A 16616-nucleotide genomic window follows, 5' to 3' on the forward strand; every position below is an offset into this window, starting at 1 on the left:
ATTGCCCCCTCATAGAAGCCGGTTGCGCAAGGCGGCAACCACATTGAAGGTCTGCTCGCGCACCGTGTTCCTTGGATCAAAGAGCGTCAGGCTCAGGCGCACACTGCGGATCAGTGCCGGGTCTGCCGGGTTGCCGGTGTAGCTCGACGCTGCGATATCCGTGGCGCTGCCGGCCACGCCAAACGTCACGTCGAACGCCCGCACGTTGTCCACCAGCACCGACAGGGTAGGCGGATTGGCGGTGCCGCTGCCCAGCAGCAATTGGTTGTTGTTGAAGCTGTAGACCAGTCGACGGATCGGGAAGGCCAACTGCCCCGCCGCTGGCGCCCTTGCGTTCGAGTAGGCCGTCGCCGAGGTACGGCAATCGGAAACGACGGTCCAGGTCGGCACGCCACCGCCACTTCCAATGTCCGCGGTGACCAGGGTCAACCTCCGGTTGGCGTTATCCCAACGGATCGGCGTGGTCTGGCTGGTAGCGAAACTGTTATCCGTTGAAGCATCGATGATGGTCGCCAGGCAACCGAACATGCCCACCATGCGAATTTCCTGGACCATTTTGCTCAAGGCAAACCGCGCGTCCTCCTGAATCACCGCGGCGGCATTCTGACTGACATAGGTGTTTTTGGCGGCAATGAAAATCTGCACGACACCCAGCACGACGATCAGGCTGAGCACCAGCGCGATCATCAACTCGATCAGGCCGAAACCGCGACTGTGCCGGTTCATGGTGTTGTCCCCACCGGGTCGACCGCGACGCGGCTGGTCAGCACGAAGCTGCGCCGCGCCTCGGTCGCGTCGGTGGTGTTGGCGGCCCGGGCGTCGTCCCAGGCAATGGTGATGGTGTAGACCCGCTGGTTCAGCGCAATGGTGCCAGTGGCCGTGGCGCCGCCGAAGGCAATGATATTGGTCTTGAAATCGTAGAGGTCCTGGTCCCGGGCCACGTTGAGGTTCGGCGAGCTGGGCGGTGTGATGGTGTAGTCGGCGCCGGAGTTGGCTCGAATGCGGTCCAGCAGGTCGTAGGCAATGAAACTGGCCTGGCTGGTCATGCGCGAACTGTCGGTGTACTTGAGCGCATTGAGCTGGATCATCGCCGCCCCCAGCAAACCGACGCCGAGAATCAGCACCGCCACCAGCACCTCGATCAACGTCATGCCGGCCTGCGCCCTTTTACTGCAACCCGTCATCCGCAACTTCCACCCAATACGATTCTTCCATTGAGGCAAACACTCAGCGTCCTGCTCTGCGCCCCGCGTACATAATTGAAACTCACCGGCGTGGCCGGTGCCGACAACCCGCCAAGGTTGTTGAAATCAATATTGCTCACCTCTGAGGTTAGCGTCAGAGTCGCGCCGCTGCCCATCGCTGGAACAACCCGCAATACATTGGCCGGCGTGCCAGTACTGTCGTACACCGTCAGTTCGCCGCTCCAGACGCTGCCTTGGGCCGTGGGGCGAATTCGCGTGGTGATACCACGGTCGATTGCCTCCATACGGGCAAAGTTCAGCGCCCGGCGCAAGTCGCCGATCTCGGTATCGGCCTTGGTGCTCTGCAGCGAGCCGGTGAATGACGGCACCGCCATGGTGATCAGGATCAGCAGCACGCCAAGGGCCACCAGCACCTCGATCAGCGTGAAACCTTTTGTACGAAGATCCATCGATGCCCTCCGTTGCCGTTGGCTATACCTGCTTCTACACGCTAGAACAAACCACCGCCTGCGCGTGGTGCTGCAATCTGTGGCGAGGGGATTTATCCCCTCGCCACAATAATTCATAAGTCTTAGATCCGCTTCACACTCTCCAGGGAGGAGACGTCATGTATCAACAAGGCTTCAGCCTGATCGAACTGCTCATGGGACTGGCGATCGCCGCAATTGTTCTGCCGTGGGCCGGCGCGAGCTACAAAGAGCTGATCGAATCCATCGAACGCGAGGACACCGCGCAATTGCTGATCAGCGGGTTGCGCCTTGCCCGCAGCGAAGCCATCACACGTAATCGCCGCGTATTGATACAAGGGATAGACAATGATTGGGGCCAGGGTTGGCGGATCATGCTGGACAACAAGGAGAAAACCTTGCTGATGGAACGCACCGCAAGCGCCCGTGTGATCGGCAACCAGCCGATGAGACGCAGGGTGAGGTTCGGCAACCAGGGGGAAGCACTGCACCCCAGCGGCGCATTCCTGGCCGGCAGGCTGCATGTCTGCGCCAAACGCGGGCCGGTCAGCCACCATCAAGTGATACTGGCGCCCTCCGGCCGCGTCCGCCTGGAAAGCGTCGAGGCCGAGCAGGCGCTGTGCGAGAAAGGACTTAAAGCAAGGAGCGCACGCGCAGCTCTTTCGGCATCGAGAACGTGATGTTCTCCTCGCGACCGGCCAGTTCATCGGCACCGGTTGCGCCCCAGGCCTGCAATTGCTGGATCACGCCGCGCACCAGGACTTCCGGCGCGGAAGCGCCGGCGGTGATGCCGATGCGCTCGACGCCGTCGAACCAGCTGCGTTGCATGTCCTCGGCACCATCGATCAGGTAGGCCGGGGTGGACATGCGCTCGGCCAGCTCACGCAAGCGGTTGGAGTTGGAGCTGTTCGGGCTGCCGACAACCAGCACCACATCGCATTCATTGGCCAGTTGCTTGACTGCATCCTGACGGTTCTGGGTGGCGTAGCAGATGTCATCCTTGCGCGGGCCGCCGATAGCTGGAAAGCGCGAACGCAGGGCGTCGATCACACGGCTGGTGTCGTCCATGGACAAGGTCGTCTGGGTAACAAAAGCCAGGCTCTCAGGGTTGCGGACCTGCAAGGCCGCCACGTCCTCCTCGTCTTCGACCAGGTAGATCGCACCGCCGTTGCTGGCATCGTATTGACCCATGGTGCCTTCGACTTCCGGATGGCCTTCATGACCGATCAGGATGCATTCGCGACCGTCACGACTGTAGCGCGCCACTTCGATGTGCACCTTGGTCACCAATGGGCACGTCGCGTCGAAAACCTTAAGGCCACGGCCGGCGGCTTCGGTGCGTACTGCCTGGGAAACCCCGTGGGCGCTGAAGATCACGATGACGTCGTCCGGCACCTGGTCCAGTTCCTCGACGAAAATGGCCCCGCGGCTACGCAGGTCTTCGACGACGAATTTGTTGTGGACCACTTCGTGGCGCACGTAGATCGGCGGCCCGAAGACTTCCAGGGCGCGGTTGACGATTTCGATCGCCCGGTCCACACCGGCGCAGAAGCCACGGGGGTTGGCGAGTTTGATTTGCATGCTGTGCCTCGTGTCTTGCGCGCAAGAAATTGAATCAGTGCGATTCACGGTGAGAGCGAGCTTGCTCCCACAGTGAATCGGGTGGCAGCAGGAACTGCCTGCGAAACGTTAAACCGCCTTGACCTCAAGGATTTCCACCTCGAAGTTCAAGGTCTTGCCCGCCAGCGGATGGTTGAAGTCCACGGTCACCTGGGCGTCGTCGAAAGCCTTCACCACACCCGGCAGCTCGGTGTTGGCCGCGTCGTTGAAGATCACCAGCAAGCCCAGGGACAGCTCCATGTCCTGGAACTGGGAGCGTGGCATGGTCTGCACGTTTTGCGGGTTGGGCTGACCAAAGGCGTTTTCTGGCGGTACGACCACGGTGCGCTTGTCGCCGGCCTTGAAGCCGAAGATCGCCGCTTCGAAGCCTGGCAGCAGGTTGCCGTCACCGACCTTGAACACCGCCGGGGCCTTGTCGAAGGTGCTGTCGACGGTGTCACCGTTTTCCAGGTGCAGGGCGAAGTGAAGCTTCACTTCGGTGTTTTGAGCGATACGCTGCTCAGTCATGGACGGCTTCTCCGGTTTTCTTGCTCTTGAACATGTCCAGGGCGAGCATCACGGCGCCCACGCTGATGGCGCTGTCGGCAAAGTTGAACGCCGGGAAATACCAGCGGTTCTGCCAATGCACCAGGATGAAATCGATGACATGGCCCAGGGCGATACGGTCATAGAGGTTGCCCAAGGCGCCACCAAGCACCAAGGCCAACGCCACGGCCAGCCAGGTCTCATTGCGCCCCAGGCGCTTGAGCCAGACCACCAGCACCGCGCTGACCACGACGGCGATCAGGGCGAAGAGCCAGCGCTGCCAGCCCGAACTGTCGGCCAGGAAGCTGAACGCCGCCCCGGTGTTGTAGGCCAAGGTCCAGCTGAAGTAGTCGGGAATGATCACGATCTGCTGGTACAGGGTCAGCGAGTTCTCGAAGTAGTACTTGCTGGCCTGGTCGATGACCAGTACCAGCACACTCAACCAGAGCCAGCCCAGCCGCCCGAAGCGGCCCGCCGCGTTAGGCATAATGACGAACCTCACCGGTGCCGCTGATGTTGTCGACGCAACGACCACAGATTTGCGGATGCTCCGGGTTCACGCCGACGTCTTCACGGCAGTGCCAGCAACGGGCGCACTTGGTGTGGTTCGACTTGACGATCTTCAGCTTCAGGCCGCTGACTTCAGTGGCTACCGCATCGGCCGGCGCCTGCACGAAAGGCGCGACGCTGGCGGTGGAGGTGATCAGCACGAAGCGCAGCTCGTTGCTCAGCTTGGCCAGATCGGCACTCAGGGCTTCTTCGGCGTAGAGGGTCACTTCGGCCTGCAGGTTGCCACCGACGGCCTTGGCCGCGCGCTGGATCTCCATCTCCTTGTTGACCGCCGCCTTGACCGCCATCACGCGATCCCAATACGCACGGTCCAGCTCGAAGCCTTGCGGCAGTTCGGTCAGGCCTTCGTACCAGGTGTTGAGCATCACCGATTCGTTGCGCTCGCCCGGCAGGTACTGCCACAGCTCGTCGGCGGTGAACGCCAGGATCGGTGCGATCCAGCGCACCAGCGCCTCGCTGATGTGGAACAGCGCGGTCTGGCACGAACGACGGGCCTTGCTGTTGGCGCCGGTGGTGTACTGGCGGTCCTTGATGATGTCGAGGTAGAAACCACCGAGCTCCTGCACACAGAAGTTGTGGATCTTGGAGTAGACGTTCCAGAAGCGGTATTCGCCGTAGTGCTCCTGCAATTCACGTTGCAGCAACAGGGTACGGTCCACGGCCCAACGGTCCAGCGCAAGCATTTCTTCGGCCGGCAGCAGGTCGGTGGCCGGGTTGAAGCCGGTCAGGTTGGAAAGCAGGAAGCGCGCGGTGTTACGGATCCGCCGGTAGGCGTCCGCGCTGCGCTGCAGGATCTGCTCGGAAACGGCCATCTCGCCGGAATAGTCGGTGGACGCCACCCACAGGCGCATGATGTCGGCGCCCAGGGTGTCGTTGACCTTCTGCGGCGCGATCACGTTGCCCAGGGACTTGGACATCTTGCGACCGGACTCGTCGACCGTGAAGCCGTGGGTCAACAGCTCGCGGTACGGCGCGTGGTTGTCGATAGCGCAACCGGTCAGCAGCGATGAGTGGAACCAGCCGCGGTGCTGGTCCGAGCCTTCCAGGTACAGGTCGGCACGCGGGCCGCTCTCGTGGCCCATCGGGTGCGAACCGCGCAGCACGTGCCAATGGGTGGTGCCGGAGTCGAACCAGACGTCCAGGGTGTCGCTGATCTTGTCGTACAGCGGCGCTTCGTCACCCAGCAGCTCGGCGGCATCCATCTTGAACCAGGCTTCGATGCCTTCGGCTTCGACGCGCTTGGCGACGATTTCCATCAGTTCGACGGTGCGCGGGTGCAACTCGCCGCTTTCCTTGTTCAGGAAGAACGGGATCGGCACGCCCCAGTTGCGCTGGCGGGAGATGCACCAGTCCGGGCGGTTGGCGATCATCGAGTGCAGGCGCGCCTGGCCCCAGGCCGGTACGAACTGGGTTTCTTCAATGGCCTTGAGCGAACGCTGGCGCAGGGTGTCGCCGCTGGCCGGCTGCTTGTCCATGCCGATGAACCACTGCGCGGTGGCGCGGTAGATCAGCGGGGTCTTGTGGCGCCAGCAGTGCATGTAGCTGTGTTCGATGACGGTGGTGTGCAGCAGCGCGCCGACTTCGGTCAGCTTGTCGACGATGGCCGGGTTGGCTTTCCAGATGAACTGGCCGCCAAAGAACTCCAGCGACGGTGCGTACACGCCATTGCTCTGTACCGGGTTGAGGATGTCGTCGTTGACCATGCCGTATTTCTTGCAGGTCACGAAGTCGTCGACGCCATAGGCCGGCGCGGAGTGAACCACGCCGGTGCCTGCGCCCAATTCCACGTAGTCGGCCAGGTACACCGGCGACAGGCGGTCATAGAACGGATGACGGAAATTGATCAGCTCCAGCGCCGAACCTGGCGCGGTGGCGACCACCGAACCTTCGAGGTTGTAGCGGGCCAGGCAGGATTCGACCAACTCTTCGGCCAGCACCAGCAGCTTGTCGCCGACATCGACCAGGGCGTAGTTGAATTCCGGATGGACGTTCAGCGCCTGGTTGGCCGGGATGGTCCACGGGGTGGTGGTCCAGATCACGATCGAGGCCGGCTTGGCCAGCTTGCCAAGGCCGAAAGCCGCGGCGAGCTTGTCTTCGTCGGCGATCGGGAACGCGACGTCGATGGTCGAGGACTTCTTGTTCTCGTACTCGACTTCCGCCTCGGCCAGGGCCGAACCGCAATCGAAGCACCAGTTCACCGGCTTGAGGCCCTTGAACACGAAGCCGCCCTCGACGATTTTCGCCAGGGCACGGATTTCGCCGGCTTCGTTCTTGAAGTCCATGGTCTTGTACGGGTTGGCGAAGTCGCCCAGCACGCCGAGGCGGATGAATTCGGACTTCTGCCCTTCGATCTGCTCGGTGGCGTAGGCACGGCACAGCTCGCGGGTCTTGTCCGCGCCCAGGTTCTTGCCGTGGGTCACTTCGACCTTGTGCTCGATCGGCAGGCCATGGCAGTCCCAACCCGGGACATACGGCGCATCAAAACCCGACAGGGTCTTGGAGCGGATGATCATGTCCTTGAGAATCTTGTTCAGCGCGTGACCGATGTGGATCGTGCCGTTGGCGTACGGAGGGCCGTCGTGCAGGACGAACTTCGGACGATCCTTGCCAATTTCGCGCAACTTTCCGTACAGGCCAATGCTGTCCCAACGCTGCAGAATCTGTGGTTCGCGCTGAGGCAGGCCGGCCTTCATTGGGAAGGCGGTGTCCGGAAGGTTTAGCGTGGCTTTATAGTCGGTCATTTAAGGCTCTTCATTAGCGATTGGCGCTGGTTGCGACAAGGGCACGGGCGGCGGCGATATCTGCATGGATCGCCGTCTTGAGCGCCTCCAGAGAGGCAAAACGCTGCTCTTCACGCAGCTTATGGTGGAAAACCACCGTCAAACGCCGGTCATACAGATCGCCGGCAAAATCCAGAACATGTACTTCAAGATGGGCCTTGCCATCGCCCTGGACCGTGGGCCGCACACCGATGTTGGCGACGCCGGGCCAGGTCTTGCCGTCGATCTCGACACTCACCAGGAACACCCCGGTGAGCGGCACACGACGACGCTTGAGCTGCACGTTGGCCGTTGGCGTGCCCAATTGGCGCGCCAGTTTCTGCCCGTGCAGGATCCGTCCGGCAATCCGGTACGGCCGGCCGAGCAAGCGCTCGGCCAATTCGAAGTCGCCAGCCGCCAGGGCATTGCGGACCTGGGTGCTGCTGACGCGCAAGCCGTCGATCTCGACAGTCTGCGCTGCTTCGACGGTGAAGCCCTGGGCGATACCGGCCTGTTGCAGGTAATCGAAATCCCCGGACCGGTCGCAACCGAAACGGAAATCATCGCCGACTTCCAGATGCTTCACATCAAGACCGTCCATCAAGATGGTATCGACGAATTCGGCGGCACTGAGCTTGCTCAGGCGCTGGTTGAAGGCCAGGCACAGGACCCGGTCGACGCCTTCGGCGGCCAGCAGTTGCAGCTTGTCCCGCAGCCGGGCCAGACGGGCCGGGGCAGTGTCCGGGGTGAAGAATTCCCGCGGCTGCGGCTCGAAGATCACCACGCAGCTGGGCACGCCCAATTCCAGCGCGCGCTCGCGCAGCCGCGCCAGGATAGCCTGGTGGCCACGGTGAACACCGTCAAAGTTGCCAATAGTGGCGACACAGCCCCGATGTTGGGGGCGCAGGTTGTGGAGGCCTCGAACCAGCTGCATAACGCGCTTCTTGCTCATAAAGTGGCCGATTATAACCACACCCGGCGGCCAACGACAGGCAACACCGCAAGCCAAAGTGATCGAACCGACAAAACCGCTGCCCGACCCAGGATTATCGGAGGCAAACCCTCAGCTCAAGGCCTTGCGATTGAAGTCGCGCAGACGGAACCCCATCAGCAGCAACATGCCGAAATACGCCACCACGCCGGCAATCACCAACGCCCCCAGGCGCAGGAAACGCTCGAGCATCTGCCCTTCGCCCCAGGCCGGCATGAAATGCATCGCCCCCAGCAACACCGCCGACATCACCGCCACGGCCACCAGCAGCTTGAGGCCGAACTTGCCCCAGCCCGGCTGCGGTTGATACATCTTCTGCTTGCGCAACTGGTAAAACAGCAGCCCGGCGTTGAGGCACGCGCCGGCGCTGATCGCCAGGGCCAGGCCGGCGTGGGCCAACGGGCCGATGAGCAACAGGTTGAACAATTGCGTCATCACCAGGGTGAAAATGGCGATTTTCACCGGCGTGCGAATGTTCTGCTGGGCATAGAACCCCGGCGCCAGCACCTTGATCACGATGATCCCGAGCAGGCCCACCGAGTAAGCGATCAGCGCCCGCTGGGTCATCAAGGCGTCGAAGGCATTGAATTGGCCGTATTGGAACAGCGAAACGGTCAGCGGCTCAGCCAGGATTCCCAGGGCCAGGGAACAGGGCAAGACCAGCACGAAACACAGGCGCAGGCCCCAGTCGAGGATGCGCGAGTACTCCTGGCGGTCCTGACTGGCGTAGGTCTTGGCCAGGGTCGGCAGCAGGATCGTACCCAGGGCCACACCCAGCACGCCGGATGGCAATTCCATCAGACGGTCGGCGTAATACATCCACGACACCGAGCCGGCCACCAGGAACGAAGCGAAGATGGTGTTGATGATCAGGGAGATCTGGCTCACCGACACCCCGAGGATCGCCGGCAACATCTGCTTCATCACCCGCCACACGCCGCTGTCGCGTAGGTTCAGCCGTGGCAGCACCAACATGCCGATCTTTTTCAGGTGCGGCAGCTGATACAGCAATTGCGCCAGGCCACCGACCAGCACCGCCCAGCCCAGGGCCATCACCGGCGGATCGAAATACGGCGTCAGGAATACCGCGAACACGATCATGCTGACATTGAGCAGGGTCGGCACAAAGGCCGGTACGGAAAAGCGGTTCCAGGTATTGAGGATCGCCCCGGCCAGGGACGACAGGGAAATCAGCAATATATAAGGAAAGGTCACCCGCAGCAGGTCCGAGGTGAGCTGGAATTTTTCTGGCGTATCAGTGAAACCCGGGGCCGTGGCCCAGATCACCCACGGCGCGGCGAGCATGCCGGCCGCCGTGACCAGCGCCAGCACCAACGTCAGCAGGCCGGTGACATAGGCAATGAACGTGCGGGTCGCTTCGTCGCCCTTCTGGCTTTTATATTCCGCCAGGATCGGCACGAAAGCCTGGGAGAACGCCCCTTCGGCGAAGATCCGCCGCAGCAGGTTGGGCAACTTGAAGGCGATGAAGAAGGCGTCGGTGGCCATCCCGGCGCCGAATATCCGTGCGATCAACGTATCGCGAACGAACCCCAGGACGCGGGAAAGCATCGTGATAGAGCTGACGGCGGCCAACGATTTGAGCAGATTCATGAAAAGAGTTTTTGCCTGTCGATAAACAGCAGGCGAACAACGCGCCCACTTGTGCGATACTCCGCGCCGCTAAACAGTGCAGAGCCAAAGCCCGCGAGTTTACAGGTCGCACGCCGGAAAGAAATCCTTCGGTGCGCAGCACCTGCCATTCAGCGGAACGCGTCACCCGCCCTTGACAAGACTTCAACTCATCGGCATGATTCGCGGCCTATTTTGTTTGCTATTTCCCAAAAAGTCTTTCGAGGAGCTCGACGGTGGCCAACACACCTTCCGCCAAAAAACGTGCAAAACAGGCTGAGAAGCGTCGCAGCCACAACGCCAGCCTGCGTTCCATGGTCCGTACCTACATCAAGAACGTAGTCAAGGCCATCGACGCAAAAGACGCTGAAAAAGCTCAAGCTGCTTACGTTCTGGCTGTGCCAGTTATCGACCGCATGGCCGACAAAGGCATCATCCACAAGAACAAGGCTGCTCGTCATAAGAGCCGCCTGAATGGCCACGTAAAGGCCTTGAACGTTGCCGCTGCTGCCTAAGCGACGCGCTCGTTAAAAAACCGACCTCAGGGTCGGTTTTTTATTGCCTGCGATTTACCAGACATACCGCAAAAAAATGTGGGAGCGAGCCTGCTCGCCCCCACAATGGGATTTGCTCGAGGTTATTGGGCATGAGCCCACGGCAGGATCGGAATAGCCGTCACCGCATTCTGCGGGCTGCCCTCGATCACACGATCGCTGTAGACCAGGTACACCAGCGTATTGCGCTTCTTGTCGAGGAACCGCACCACCTGCATGGTCTTGAACACCAGCGAAGTGCGCTCGCGGAACACCTCTTCGCCGTCCTTGAGCTCACCCTTGAAGCTGATAGGCCCGACCTGGCGGCAGGCAATGGACGCCTCGGCGCGATCCTCGGCCAGGCCCAGGCCACCCTTCACACCGCCGGTCTTGGCCCGCGACAGGTAACAGGTCACGCCATCCACCTTGGGATCATCGAACGCCTCGACCACAATCCGGTCGTTCGGCCCGACAAACTTGAACACCGTCGACACTTGGCCAATTTCTTCAGCCGAAGCCAGCAGCGGCACTGCCAGCAGCAAACCGATCAATCCTTTTGCCAAACCCATGATTTTTCCTTAGACGAGGATCAGGTTGTCACGGTGAACCAGCTCAGGCTCCGCCATGTAACCCAACAGACCGACAATCGCATCGGACGACTGACCGATGATTTTCTGCGCTTCCAACGCACTGTAGTTGGCCAGGCCACGGGCGATCTCGCGACCATCCGGCGCCACGCACACGACCATTTCGCCCCGGCGAAAACTGCCCTGGACCAGCTTCACACCCACCGGCAGCAGGCTCTTGTTGCCTTGGGACAGGGCCGACACCGCACCAGCGTCCAGCACCAAGGTGCCACGGGTCTGCAGATGCCCAGCCAGCCACTGCTTGCGCGCCGCCAACATGCCGCGCTCCGGGGAGAGCAAGGTGCCGATGCGCTCGCCAGCTTTCAGACGATCCAGCACCCGCTCCAAGCGCCCACCCACGATGATGGTGTGAGCCCCGGACCGCGCCGCCAGACGCGCAGCGCGCAGCTTGGTCTGCATGCCGCCACGCCCCAGCGCACCGCCAGTGCCACCCGCCACTGCATCCAGCGCCGGGTCATCGGCACGGGCTTCGTAGATCAGCTTGGCATCGGGATTGTTGCGCGGATCGGCATCGAACATGCCGTCGCGATCGGTGAGGATCACCAACAGATCCGCCTCCACCAGGTTCGCCACCAGCGCGGCCAGGGTGTCGTTATCGCCGAAACGGATCTCGTCGGTGACCACCGTGTCGTTCTCGTTGATCACCGGGATGACTTTGAGCTCCACCAGCGCGCGCAAGGTACTGCGGGCATTGAGGTAGCGCTTGCGGTCGGACAAGTCATCGTGGGTCAGCAGGATCTGCGCCGTATGGCGACCGTGCTCGGCGAAGCTTGATTCCCAAGCCTGCACCAGGCCCATCTGACCGATGGCGGCGGCAGCCTGCAGTTCATGCATCGCGCTGGGTCGCGACGTCCAGCCCAAACGGCTCATACCGGCCGCCACAGCCCCCGAAGAGACCAATACCAGCTCGACGCCAGCCTCATGCAAGGCCACCATCTGCTCGACCCACACCGCCATCGCCTGGCGGTCCAGACCCTTGCCATCCGCTGTCAGCAGTGCGCTGCCGATCTTCACGACCCAGCGCCGCGCACCCGTCACCTTGCTCCGCATCATCTTCAACCTTTGCCAGCGAACGGCGCGACCCAGCGCCGCCCATGGGATTATTCGTATTTGCGTTTTACAGATACCAAAACGCCGCTCGAATGAGCGGCGCCTTGGAAACCGGCTGGTTGCGATGATAACACCGCGCCGAAACACTTGAACCTGCCCCCGAGAATCCTTGGGGGGGATGAGCCTGCGCAAGCAAAGCTTGCTCGCGATGACGTCATCACGTCCAACACCTTTGCTGGCCGTAAAATCGCTATCGCGAGCAAGCTTTGCTCCCACAAGCTCACTCACACTGGCCTTAGCCCCAACTGAGTGGCATCAGCACAGGATCAGTCGCGAACGTAGATGATTTCCGGACCGTCTTCGTCATCCACATCTTCTTCGTCCCAATCGTCGTCACCGATGTCATGGACCGACTTGACGCCACTGCGACGCAGGGCACGCTGGTCGTCCAGCGCCTGCAACTGGGCACGAGCCTCGTCTTCGATGCGCTGATCGAGTTCGGCCAGCTCTTCCTTGTAGGCCGGATCGTTGGCCAGGCGGTCGGCGCGATCTTCCAGGTAACGCATGATGTCGTGGCACAGGCGCTCGGTGCCTTCTTTGGCGATGGCCGAGATCACGTAGACCGGGCCTTCCCACTCCAGGCGATCGACGATTTCCTTGACCCGCTCCTCATGTTCTTCTTCAAGGATCTGGTCGCACTTGTTCAGCACCAGCCAACGGTCACGCTCGGCCAGGGCCGGGCTGAACTTGGTCAGCTCGTTGACGATGACTTCGGCGGCATCGGCAGCACTGGTTTCATCCAGCGGCGCCATGTCCACGAGGTGCAGCAACAGACGGGTACGGGACAAGTGCTTGAGGAAGCGAATCCCCAGGCCCGCACCCTCGGAAGCCCCTTCGATCAACCCCGGGATATCCGCGACCACGAAGCTCTTCCAGCGGTCGACGCTGACCACGCCCAGGTTCGGCACCAGGGTGGTGAACGGGTAATCGGCCACTTTTGGCTTGGCCGCCGACACCGAGCGGATAAAGGTACTTTTACCGGCGTTCGGCAGGCCCAGCAGGCCCACGTCGGCCAACACTTTCATTTCCAGCTTCAAGTCACGCTGCTCGCCTGGCTTGCCTGGCGTAGTCTGGCGTGGCGCACGGTTGGTACTGGATTTGAAACGGGTGTTGCCCAGGCCGTGCCAGCCGCCATGGGCGACCAGCAGACGCTGGCCAGCCTTGGTCAGGTCGCCAATCACTTCCTGGGTGGCGGAGTCGATCACCGTGGTGCCGACCGGCACGCGCAGGATCAGGTCTTCGCCCTTCTTGCCGGTGCAGTCGGTGCTGCCGCCGTTGGAGCCACGCTCGGCATCGAAGTGCCGGGTGTAACGGTAGTCCACCAGGGTGTTGAGGTTTTCGTCGGCGAGCATGTAGATCGAGCCGCCGTCGCCCCCGTCACCGCCGTTAGGGCCACCGTTTTCAATGAACTTTTCCCGACGGAAACTCATGCAACCATTGCCGCCGTCGCCGGCCTTTACTCGAATCGATACTTCATCAACAAACTTCATGACACACGCCTCTCGCCATACGGACGAGCCAAAAAAACAAGACATAAGACTCTTGCAAAAATGAGCGCAGCGACCTGATGACACGCCCCAACCGCAGCGCCGACAGCCCATACAAACAGTTTTGCAAGAGACTCACCCCACAAACGAAAAAGCCCCGTCGCAAGACAGGGCTTTTCCAGCGATCTCGCAATTAAGCTGCGATAACGCTTACGTAACGACGACCGAAGGCGCCTTTTACTTCGAACTTGATCACGCCTTCGACTTTAGCGAAGAGGGTGTGATCTTTACCCATGCCCACGCCGTAGCCAGCGTGGAATTGGGTGCCGCGCTGACGCACGATGATGTTGCCTGCTTTGATAGCCTGGCCGCCATACATCTTCACGCCAAGGCGTTTGGCTTCTGAGTCGCGACCGTTACGGGTACTACCACCAGCTTTTTTGTGTGCCATGAGTTCAATTCTCCTAGTGAGGAATTAGGCTGAAATTAAGCCTGAATACCGGTGATTTTGATCTCGGTGTACCACTGGCGGTGGCCCATACGCTTCATGTGGTGCTTACGGCGACGGAACTTGATGATGCGGACTTTATCGTGACGACCTTGGGAGATCACTTCAGCCACAACGGTAGCGCCAGCAACGACTGGAGCGCCGATATTCACGTCATCGCCATTGGCGACCAACAGAACGCGATCAAAAGTCACGGATTCGCCGGTAGCGATTTCCAGTTTTTCGATCTTCAGGTATTCACCTGGGGCGACCTTGTATTGCTTGCCACCAGTAACAATTACTGCGTACGACATGGTATTTCTCCGATAATCCTGCTCACCCAGCGCTTTATAAGAAGAGGTATTGGCTGGCATGGCTGCATGGGCTGGAAGGCCCGGATGCAATTGCGTAAGGCAGGTGCTGCCCAGGAAGTTCAGGGTGCGCGATTGTACGCAAGGCGCAACAGCCTTGCAAGTAGCCGTCCATCGCGCCTTGACAGGCCTGGGTGGGGGTCCTAGCATGCCGCGCAACCCTTCTGGAGCACCTGTCGCTGATGCAACCCCAAGCTTTCTACCGCGCGGTGGCGGACGATTTTAGCGCCGTCGACGGCATCATCAAGAAGCAGCTGACTTCCCGAGTGCCGCTGGTATCGAAAATCGGCGACTACATCACATCGGCCGGCGGTAAACGCCTGCGGCCTTTATTGGTGCTGTTGTGCGGCAAGGCCCTGGGTCGCGAAGGCGACGACATGCGCCTGCTGGCCGCGACCATCGAATTCCTGCACACCGCGACCCTGCTGCACGACGACGTGGTCGACATGTCCGGCATGCGGCGTGGCCGCTCGACCGCCAACGCCATGTGGGGCAATGCCCCGAGCGTGCTGGTGGGCGACTTCCTGTATTCGCGCTCGTTCGAAATGATGGTCGAGCTGGGCTCGATGCCGGTGATGAAAATCCTGTCCCAGGCCACGCGCATCATCGCCGAAGGCGAAGTGCTGCAGTTGTCCAAGGTGCGCGATGCCAGCACCACCGAAGAAACCTACATGGAAGTCATCCGCGGCAAGACCGCGATGCTCTTCGAAGCCTCGACCCACAGCGCCGCAGCCCTGGCCGGTGCCAGCGCCGAGCAGAGCCAAGCGCTGCGCACCTTCGGCGATCACCTGGGCGTGGCCTTCCAGTTGGTGGACGATCTGCTCGACTACAAGGGCGATGCCGAGACCCTGGGCAAGAACGTCGGTGACGACCTGGCCGAAGGCAAGCCGACCCTGCCGCTGATCTACACGATGCGCGAGGGCACGCCTGAACAGGCGGCACTGGTCCGCCAGGCGATCCAGAAAGGCGGGATCGAAGACCTGGAAAGCATCCGTATCGCGGTCGAAGCGTCCGGCTCGCTGGACTACACCGCGAAACTGGCCCGGGACTACGTCGCCCGCGCGATCAAATGCCTCGACGCCCTGCCGGCCAGCGAATACCGCGATGCGCTGGTGGAACTGAGCGAGTTTGCGGTCGCCCGTACCCACTGACACACAGGGCTTTTGTGAGAGCAAGGCTTGCCCGCGATGACGACGATGCGGTCTTTCAGAAACCGAGTCGCCTGTATCGCGGGCAAGCCTTGCTCCCACAAATCCTCTCGCCACAGGATATCCAAACACAGCACCGTCCCTCTTTCGCAACAAAACCCTATATAATGTGCGCCCTTTTGTCCTCCTGATATCCAAGGAACCTTAGTGAGCACGTTGCCTCCCTGCCCGAAATGCAATTCCGAATACACCTACGAAGACGGTACTCAACTGGTCTGCCCGGAGTGTGCCCACGAATGGTCCGCCAGCGGCGAAGCTGAAACAGTGTCCGACGATACCGTGAAGAAAGATTCGGTCGGCAACGTCCTGCAGGACGGCGATACCATCACCGTGATCAAGGACCTCAAGGTCAAGGGCACGTCGCTGGTGGTCAAGGTCGGCACCAAGGTCAAGAACATCCGCCTGTGCGATGGCGACCACGACATCGACTGCAAGATCGACGGCATTGGCCCGATGAAACTCAAATCCGAGTTCGTCAGAAAAGTCTGATCTTGCTGTATTCCATCCCACGCCCCGCGTGTGGGATGGAGCTTTTCCCCCTCCGCTTCGACCCCATTTCTCGGGGCGCCAGCCAACTGCCAGCCGCCCTGAGCCGACAGCACCCATCGTCAGAAAAACAGTCGCAACGCCAATAGAGACTTGCTATTTAGCTAATAAGAATTATTCTCATCAGACCCCATCAAGGAGATGAGAACCATGACTTATTTGATCGATGCCTGGCTGGACCGCCCACATCCCTACCTCAGGATCCTGCATCGGGAAACCGGGGAAGTTTGTGCAGTGCTTGAAGAAGAGGCCTTGAACGAGCTGCAGGACCAAGGAGACCTGGACCTCAACAGTCTCAACTCCAGCGAGCCGTTGGTGCTCAAGGAACTGGTGCGCAATCTGTTCCTGTTCTGCTACGCCCGGGCGTTGCGCCCGACGGGTGATTTCAGCGGCAGGTTCCACGGATGAGCACAAAGAACCTGTGGGAGCGAGCTTGCTCGCGATGGCGGTCGGTCAGTCGA

The 16616-nt window shown here is 61.0% G+C and carries 19 protein-coding genes; 5 read left to right on the forward strand and 14 right to left on the reverse strand.

What is annotated here, in order from left to right:
- Positions 1-9: 9 nt before the first annotated feature.
- The 3 genes from GFU70_RS24475 to GFU70_RS24485 are packed head-to-tail and all read right to left on the reverse strand — an operon-like array spanning position 10 to position 1654.
- A complete protein-coding gene (locus GFU70_RS24475; RefSeq protein ID WP_058544087.1) occupies positions 10-726 on the reverse strand; it encodes a PilW family protein in 717 nt (238 codons plus the stop codon).
- Positions 723-1184: a type IV pilus modification protein PilV gene (gene pilV, locus GFU70_RS24480; RefSeq protein ID WP_153388922.1), complete on the reverse strand. Its 462-nt coding sequence runs from the start codon at positions 1182-1184 to the stop codon at positions 723-725. Before pilV ends, GFU70_RS24475 begins: the two co-directional genes overlap by 4 nt.
- The gene (locus tag GFU70_RS24485) at positions 1181-1654 is read right to left on the reverse strand and encodes a GspH/FimT family pseudopilin (RefSeq protein ID WP_058544085.1); all 474 of its coding nucleotides are present in this window, start codon (positions 1652-1654) and stop codon (positions 1181-1183) included. Before GFU70_RS24485 ends, pilV begins: the two co-directional genes overlap by 4 nt.
- A 158-nt stretch (positions 1655-1812) precedes the next feature.
- Between GFU70_RS24485 and GFU70_RS24490 the strand changes: the two genes are divergently transcribed.
- Positions 1813-2352, forward strand: coding sequence for a GspH/FimT family pseudopilin (locus tag GFU70_RS24490; protein WP_058544084.1), 540 nt, complete (start codon positions 1813-1815; stop codon positions 2350-2352).
- On the opposite strand, the gene ispH is transcribed toward GFU70_RS24490, so the two are convergent.
- The 6 genes from ispH to murJ form a co-directional block, all read right to left on the reverse strand.
- Positions 2306-3253, reverse strand: a complete 948-nt coding sequence (gene ispH, locus GFU70_RS24495; RefSeq protein WP_058544083.1) for a 4-hydroxy-3-methylbut-2-enyl diphosphate reductase — start codon at positions 3251-3253, stop codon at positions 2306-2308. The two genes, GFU70_RS24490 and ispH, sit on opposite strands and share 47 nt — an antisense overlap.
- 108 nt (positions 3254-3361) lie before the next feature.
- A complete protein-coding gene (gene fkpB / locus GFU70_RS24500; RefSeq protein ID WP_058544082.1) occupies positions 3362-3799 on the reverse strand; it encodes an FKBP-type peptidyl-prolyl cis-trans isomerase in 438 nt (145 codons plus the stop codon).
- Positions 3792-4304 carry a signal peptidase II gene (gene lspA, locus GFU70_RS24505; protein ID WP_058544081.1) on the reverse strand — a complete coding sequence of 171 codons (513 nt, stop codon included), beginning with the start codon at positions 4302-4304 and terminating at the stop codon, positions 3792-3794. Before lspA ends, fkpB begins: the two co-directional genes overlap by 8 nt.
- Positions 4297-7128, reverse strand: coding sequence for an isoleucine--tRNA ligase (ileS, locus tag GFU70_RS24510; protein ID WP_058544080.1), 2832 nt, complete (start codon positions 7126-7128; stop codon positions 4297-4299). Before ileS ends, lspA begins: the two co-directional genes overlap by 8 nt.
- A 13-nt stretch (positions 7129-7141) precedes the next feature.
- Positions 7142-8080 (reverse strand): bifunctional riboflavin kinase/FAD synthetase, encoded by a 939-nt coding sequence (ribF, locus tag GFU70_RS24515; protein WP_058544079.1) that lies wholly within the window; start codon positions 8078-8080, stop codon positions 7142-7144.
- Between the two features lie 129 nt (positions 8081-8209).
- The gene (gene murJ, locus GFU70_RS24520; protein WP_153388923.1) at positions 8210-9748 is read right to left on the reverse strand and encodes a murein biosynthesis integral membrane protein MurJ; all 1539 of its coding nucleotides are present in this window, start codon (positions 9746-9748) and stop codon (positions 8210-8212) included.
- Between the two features lie 254 nt (positions 9749-10002).
- Between murJ and rpsT the strand changes: the two genes are divergently transcribed.
- Positions 10003-10281, forward strand: coding sequence for a 30S ribosomal protein S20 (rpsT, locus tag GFU70_RS24525; RefSeq protein WP_003185593.1), 279 nt, complete (start codon positions 10003-10005; stop codon positions 10279-10281).
- Between the two features lie 122 nt (positions 10282-10403).
- On the opposite strand, the gene GFU70_RS24530 is transcribed toward rpsT, so the two are convergent.
- From GFU70_RS24530 to rplU, 5 genes are all read right to left on the reverse strand, one after another.
- On the reverse strand, positions 10404-10868 hold the full coding sequence (locus GFU70_RS24530) for a CreA family protein (RefSeq protein WP_116641307.1): 465 nt from the start codon (positions 10866-10868) through the stop codon (positions 10404-10406).
- 9 nt (positions 10869-10877) lie between these two features.
- Positions 10878-11996, reverse strand: a complete 1119-nt coding sequence (proB, locus tag GFU70_RS24535; protein ID WP_058544076.1) for a glutamate 5-kinase — start codon at positions 11994-11996, stop codon at positions 10878-10880.
- Positions 11997-12322: 326 nt separating this feature from the next.
- The gene (cgtA, locus tag GFU70_RS24540; RefSeq protein ID WP_116641305.1) at positions 12323-13546 is read right to left on the reverse strand and encodes an Obg family GTPase CgtA; all 1224 of its coding nucleotides are present in this window, start codon (positions 13544-13546) and stop codon (positions 12323-12325) included.
- Between the two features lie 190 nt (positions 13547-13736).
- Positions 13737-13994: a 50S ribosomal protein L27 gene (gene rpmA, locus GFU70_RS24545; RefSeq protein WP_003205738.1), complete on the reverse strand. Its 258-nt coding sequence runs from the start codon at positions 13992-13994 to the stop codon at positions 13737-13739.
- A gap of 35 nt (positions 13995-14029) precedes the next feature.
- Complete coding sequence (gene rplU, locus GFU70_RS24550) at positions 14030-14344, reverse strand: 50S ribosomal protein L21 (protein WP_003176051.1); 315 nt, start codon at positions 14342-14344, stop codon at positions 14030-14032.
- Positions 14345-14583: 239 nt separating this feature from the next.
- Between rplU and GFU70_RS24555 the strand changes: the two genes are divergently transcribed.
- From GFU70_RS24555 to GFU70_RS24565, 3 genes are all read left to right on the forward strand, one after another.
- The gene (locus GFU70_RS24555) at positions 14584-15552 is read left to right on the forward strand and encodes a polyprenyl synthetase family protein (protein ID WP_153388924.1); all 969 of its coding nucleotides are present in this window, start codon (positions 14584-14586) and stop codon (positions 15550-15552) included.
- Positions 15553-15756: 204 nt separating this feature from the next.
- A complete protein-coding gene (locus GFU70_RS24560) occupies positions 15757-16098 on the forward strand; it encodes a zinc ribbon domain-containing protein YjdM (RefSeq protein ID WP_003205741.1) in 342 nt (113 codons plus the stop codon).
- A gap of 207 nt (positions 16099-16305) precedes the next feature.
- The gene (locus GFU70_RS24565; RefSeq protein ID WP_003205743.1) at positions 16306-16563 is read left to right on the forward strand and encodes a hypothetical protein; all 258 of its coding nucleotides are present in this window, start codon (positions 16306-16308) and stop codon (positions 16561-16563) included.
- Positions 16564-16616: the final 53 nt, after the last annotated feature.

This window comes from Pseudomonas brassicacearum (assembly GCF_009601685.2).
Taxonomy (GTDB): domain Bacteria; phylum Pseudomonadota; class Gammaproteobacteria; order Pseudomonadales; family Pseudomonadaceae; genus Aquipseudomonas; species Aquipseudomonas kilonensis_B.

Coding starts and splice junctions, on each gene's coding strand:
- rplU (WP_003176051.1), bottom strand. CDS start 14,344: ATGTCGTACGCAGTAATTGTTACTGGTGGCAAGCAATACAAGGTCGCC.
- cgtA (WP_116641305.1), bottom strand. CDS start 13,546: ATGAAGTTTGTTGATGAAGTATCGATTCGAGTAAAGGCCGGCGACGGC.
- GFU70_RS24530 (WP_116641307.1), bottom strand. CDS start 10,868: ATGGGTTTGGCAAAAGGATTGATCGGTTTGCTGCTGGCAGTGCCGCTG.
- lspA (WP_058544081.1), bottom strand. CDS start 4,304: ATGCCTAACGCGGCGGGCCGCTTCGGGCGGCTGGGCTGGCTCTGGTTG.
- ribF (WP_058544079.1), bottom strand. CDS start 8,080: ATGCAGCTGGTTCGAGGCCTCCACAACCTGCGCCCCCAACATCGGGGC.
- ileS (WP_058544080.1), bottom strand. CDS start 7,128: ATGACCGACTATAAAGCCACGCTAAACCTTCCGGACACCGCCTTCCCA.
- proB (WP_058544076.1), bottom strand. CDS start 11,996: ATGCGGAGCAAGGTGACGGGTGCGCGGCGCTGGGTCGTGAAGATCGGC.
- murJ (WP_153388923.1), bottom strand. CDS start 9,748: ATGAATCTGCTCAAATCGTTGGCCGCCGTCAGCTCTATCACGATGCTT.
- rpmA (WP_003205738.1), bottom strand. CDS start 13,994: ATGGCACACAAAAAAGCTGGTGGTAGTACCCGTAACGGTCGCGACTCA.
- pilV (WP_153388922.1), bottom strand. CDS start 1,184: ATGACGGGTTGCAGTAAAAGGGCGCAGGCCGGCATGACGTTGATCGAG.
- GFU70_RS24565 (WP_003205743.1), top strand. CDS start 16,306: ATGACTTATTTGATCGATGCCTGGCTGGACCGCCCACATCCCTACCTC.
- GFU70_RS24475 (WP_058544087.1), bottom strand. CDS start 726: ATGAACCGGCACAGTCGCGGTTTCGGCCTGATCGAGTTGATGATCGCG.
- fkpB (WP_058544082.1), bottom strand. CDS start 3,799: ATGACTGAGCAGCGTATCGCTCAAAACACCGAAGTGAAGCTTCACTTC.
- GFU70_RS24555 (WP_153388924.1), top strand. CDS start 14,584: ATGCAACCCCAAGCTTTCTACCGCGCGGTGGCGGACGATTTTAGCGCC.
- GFU70_RS24485 (WP_058544085.1), bottom strand. CDS start 1,654: ATGGATCTTCGTACAAAAGGTTTCACGCTGATCGAGGTGCTGGTGGCC.
- GFU70_RS24490 (WP_058544084.1), top strand. CDS start 1,813: ATGTATCAACAAGGCTTCAGCCTGATCGAACTGCTCATGGGACTGGCG.
- ispH (WP_058544083.1), bottom strand. CDS start 3,253: ATGCAAATCAAACTCGCCAACCCCCGTGGCTTCTGCGCCGGTGTGGAC.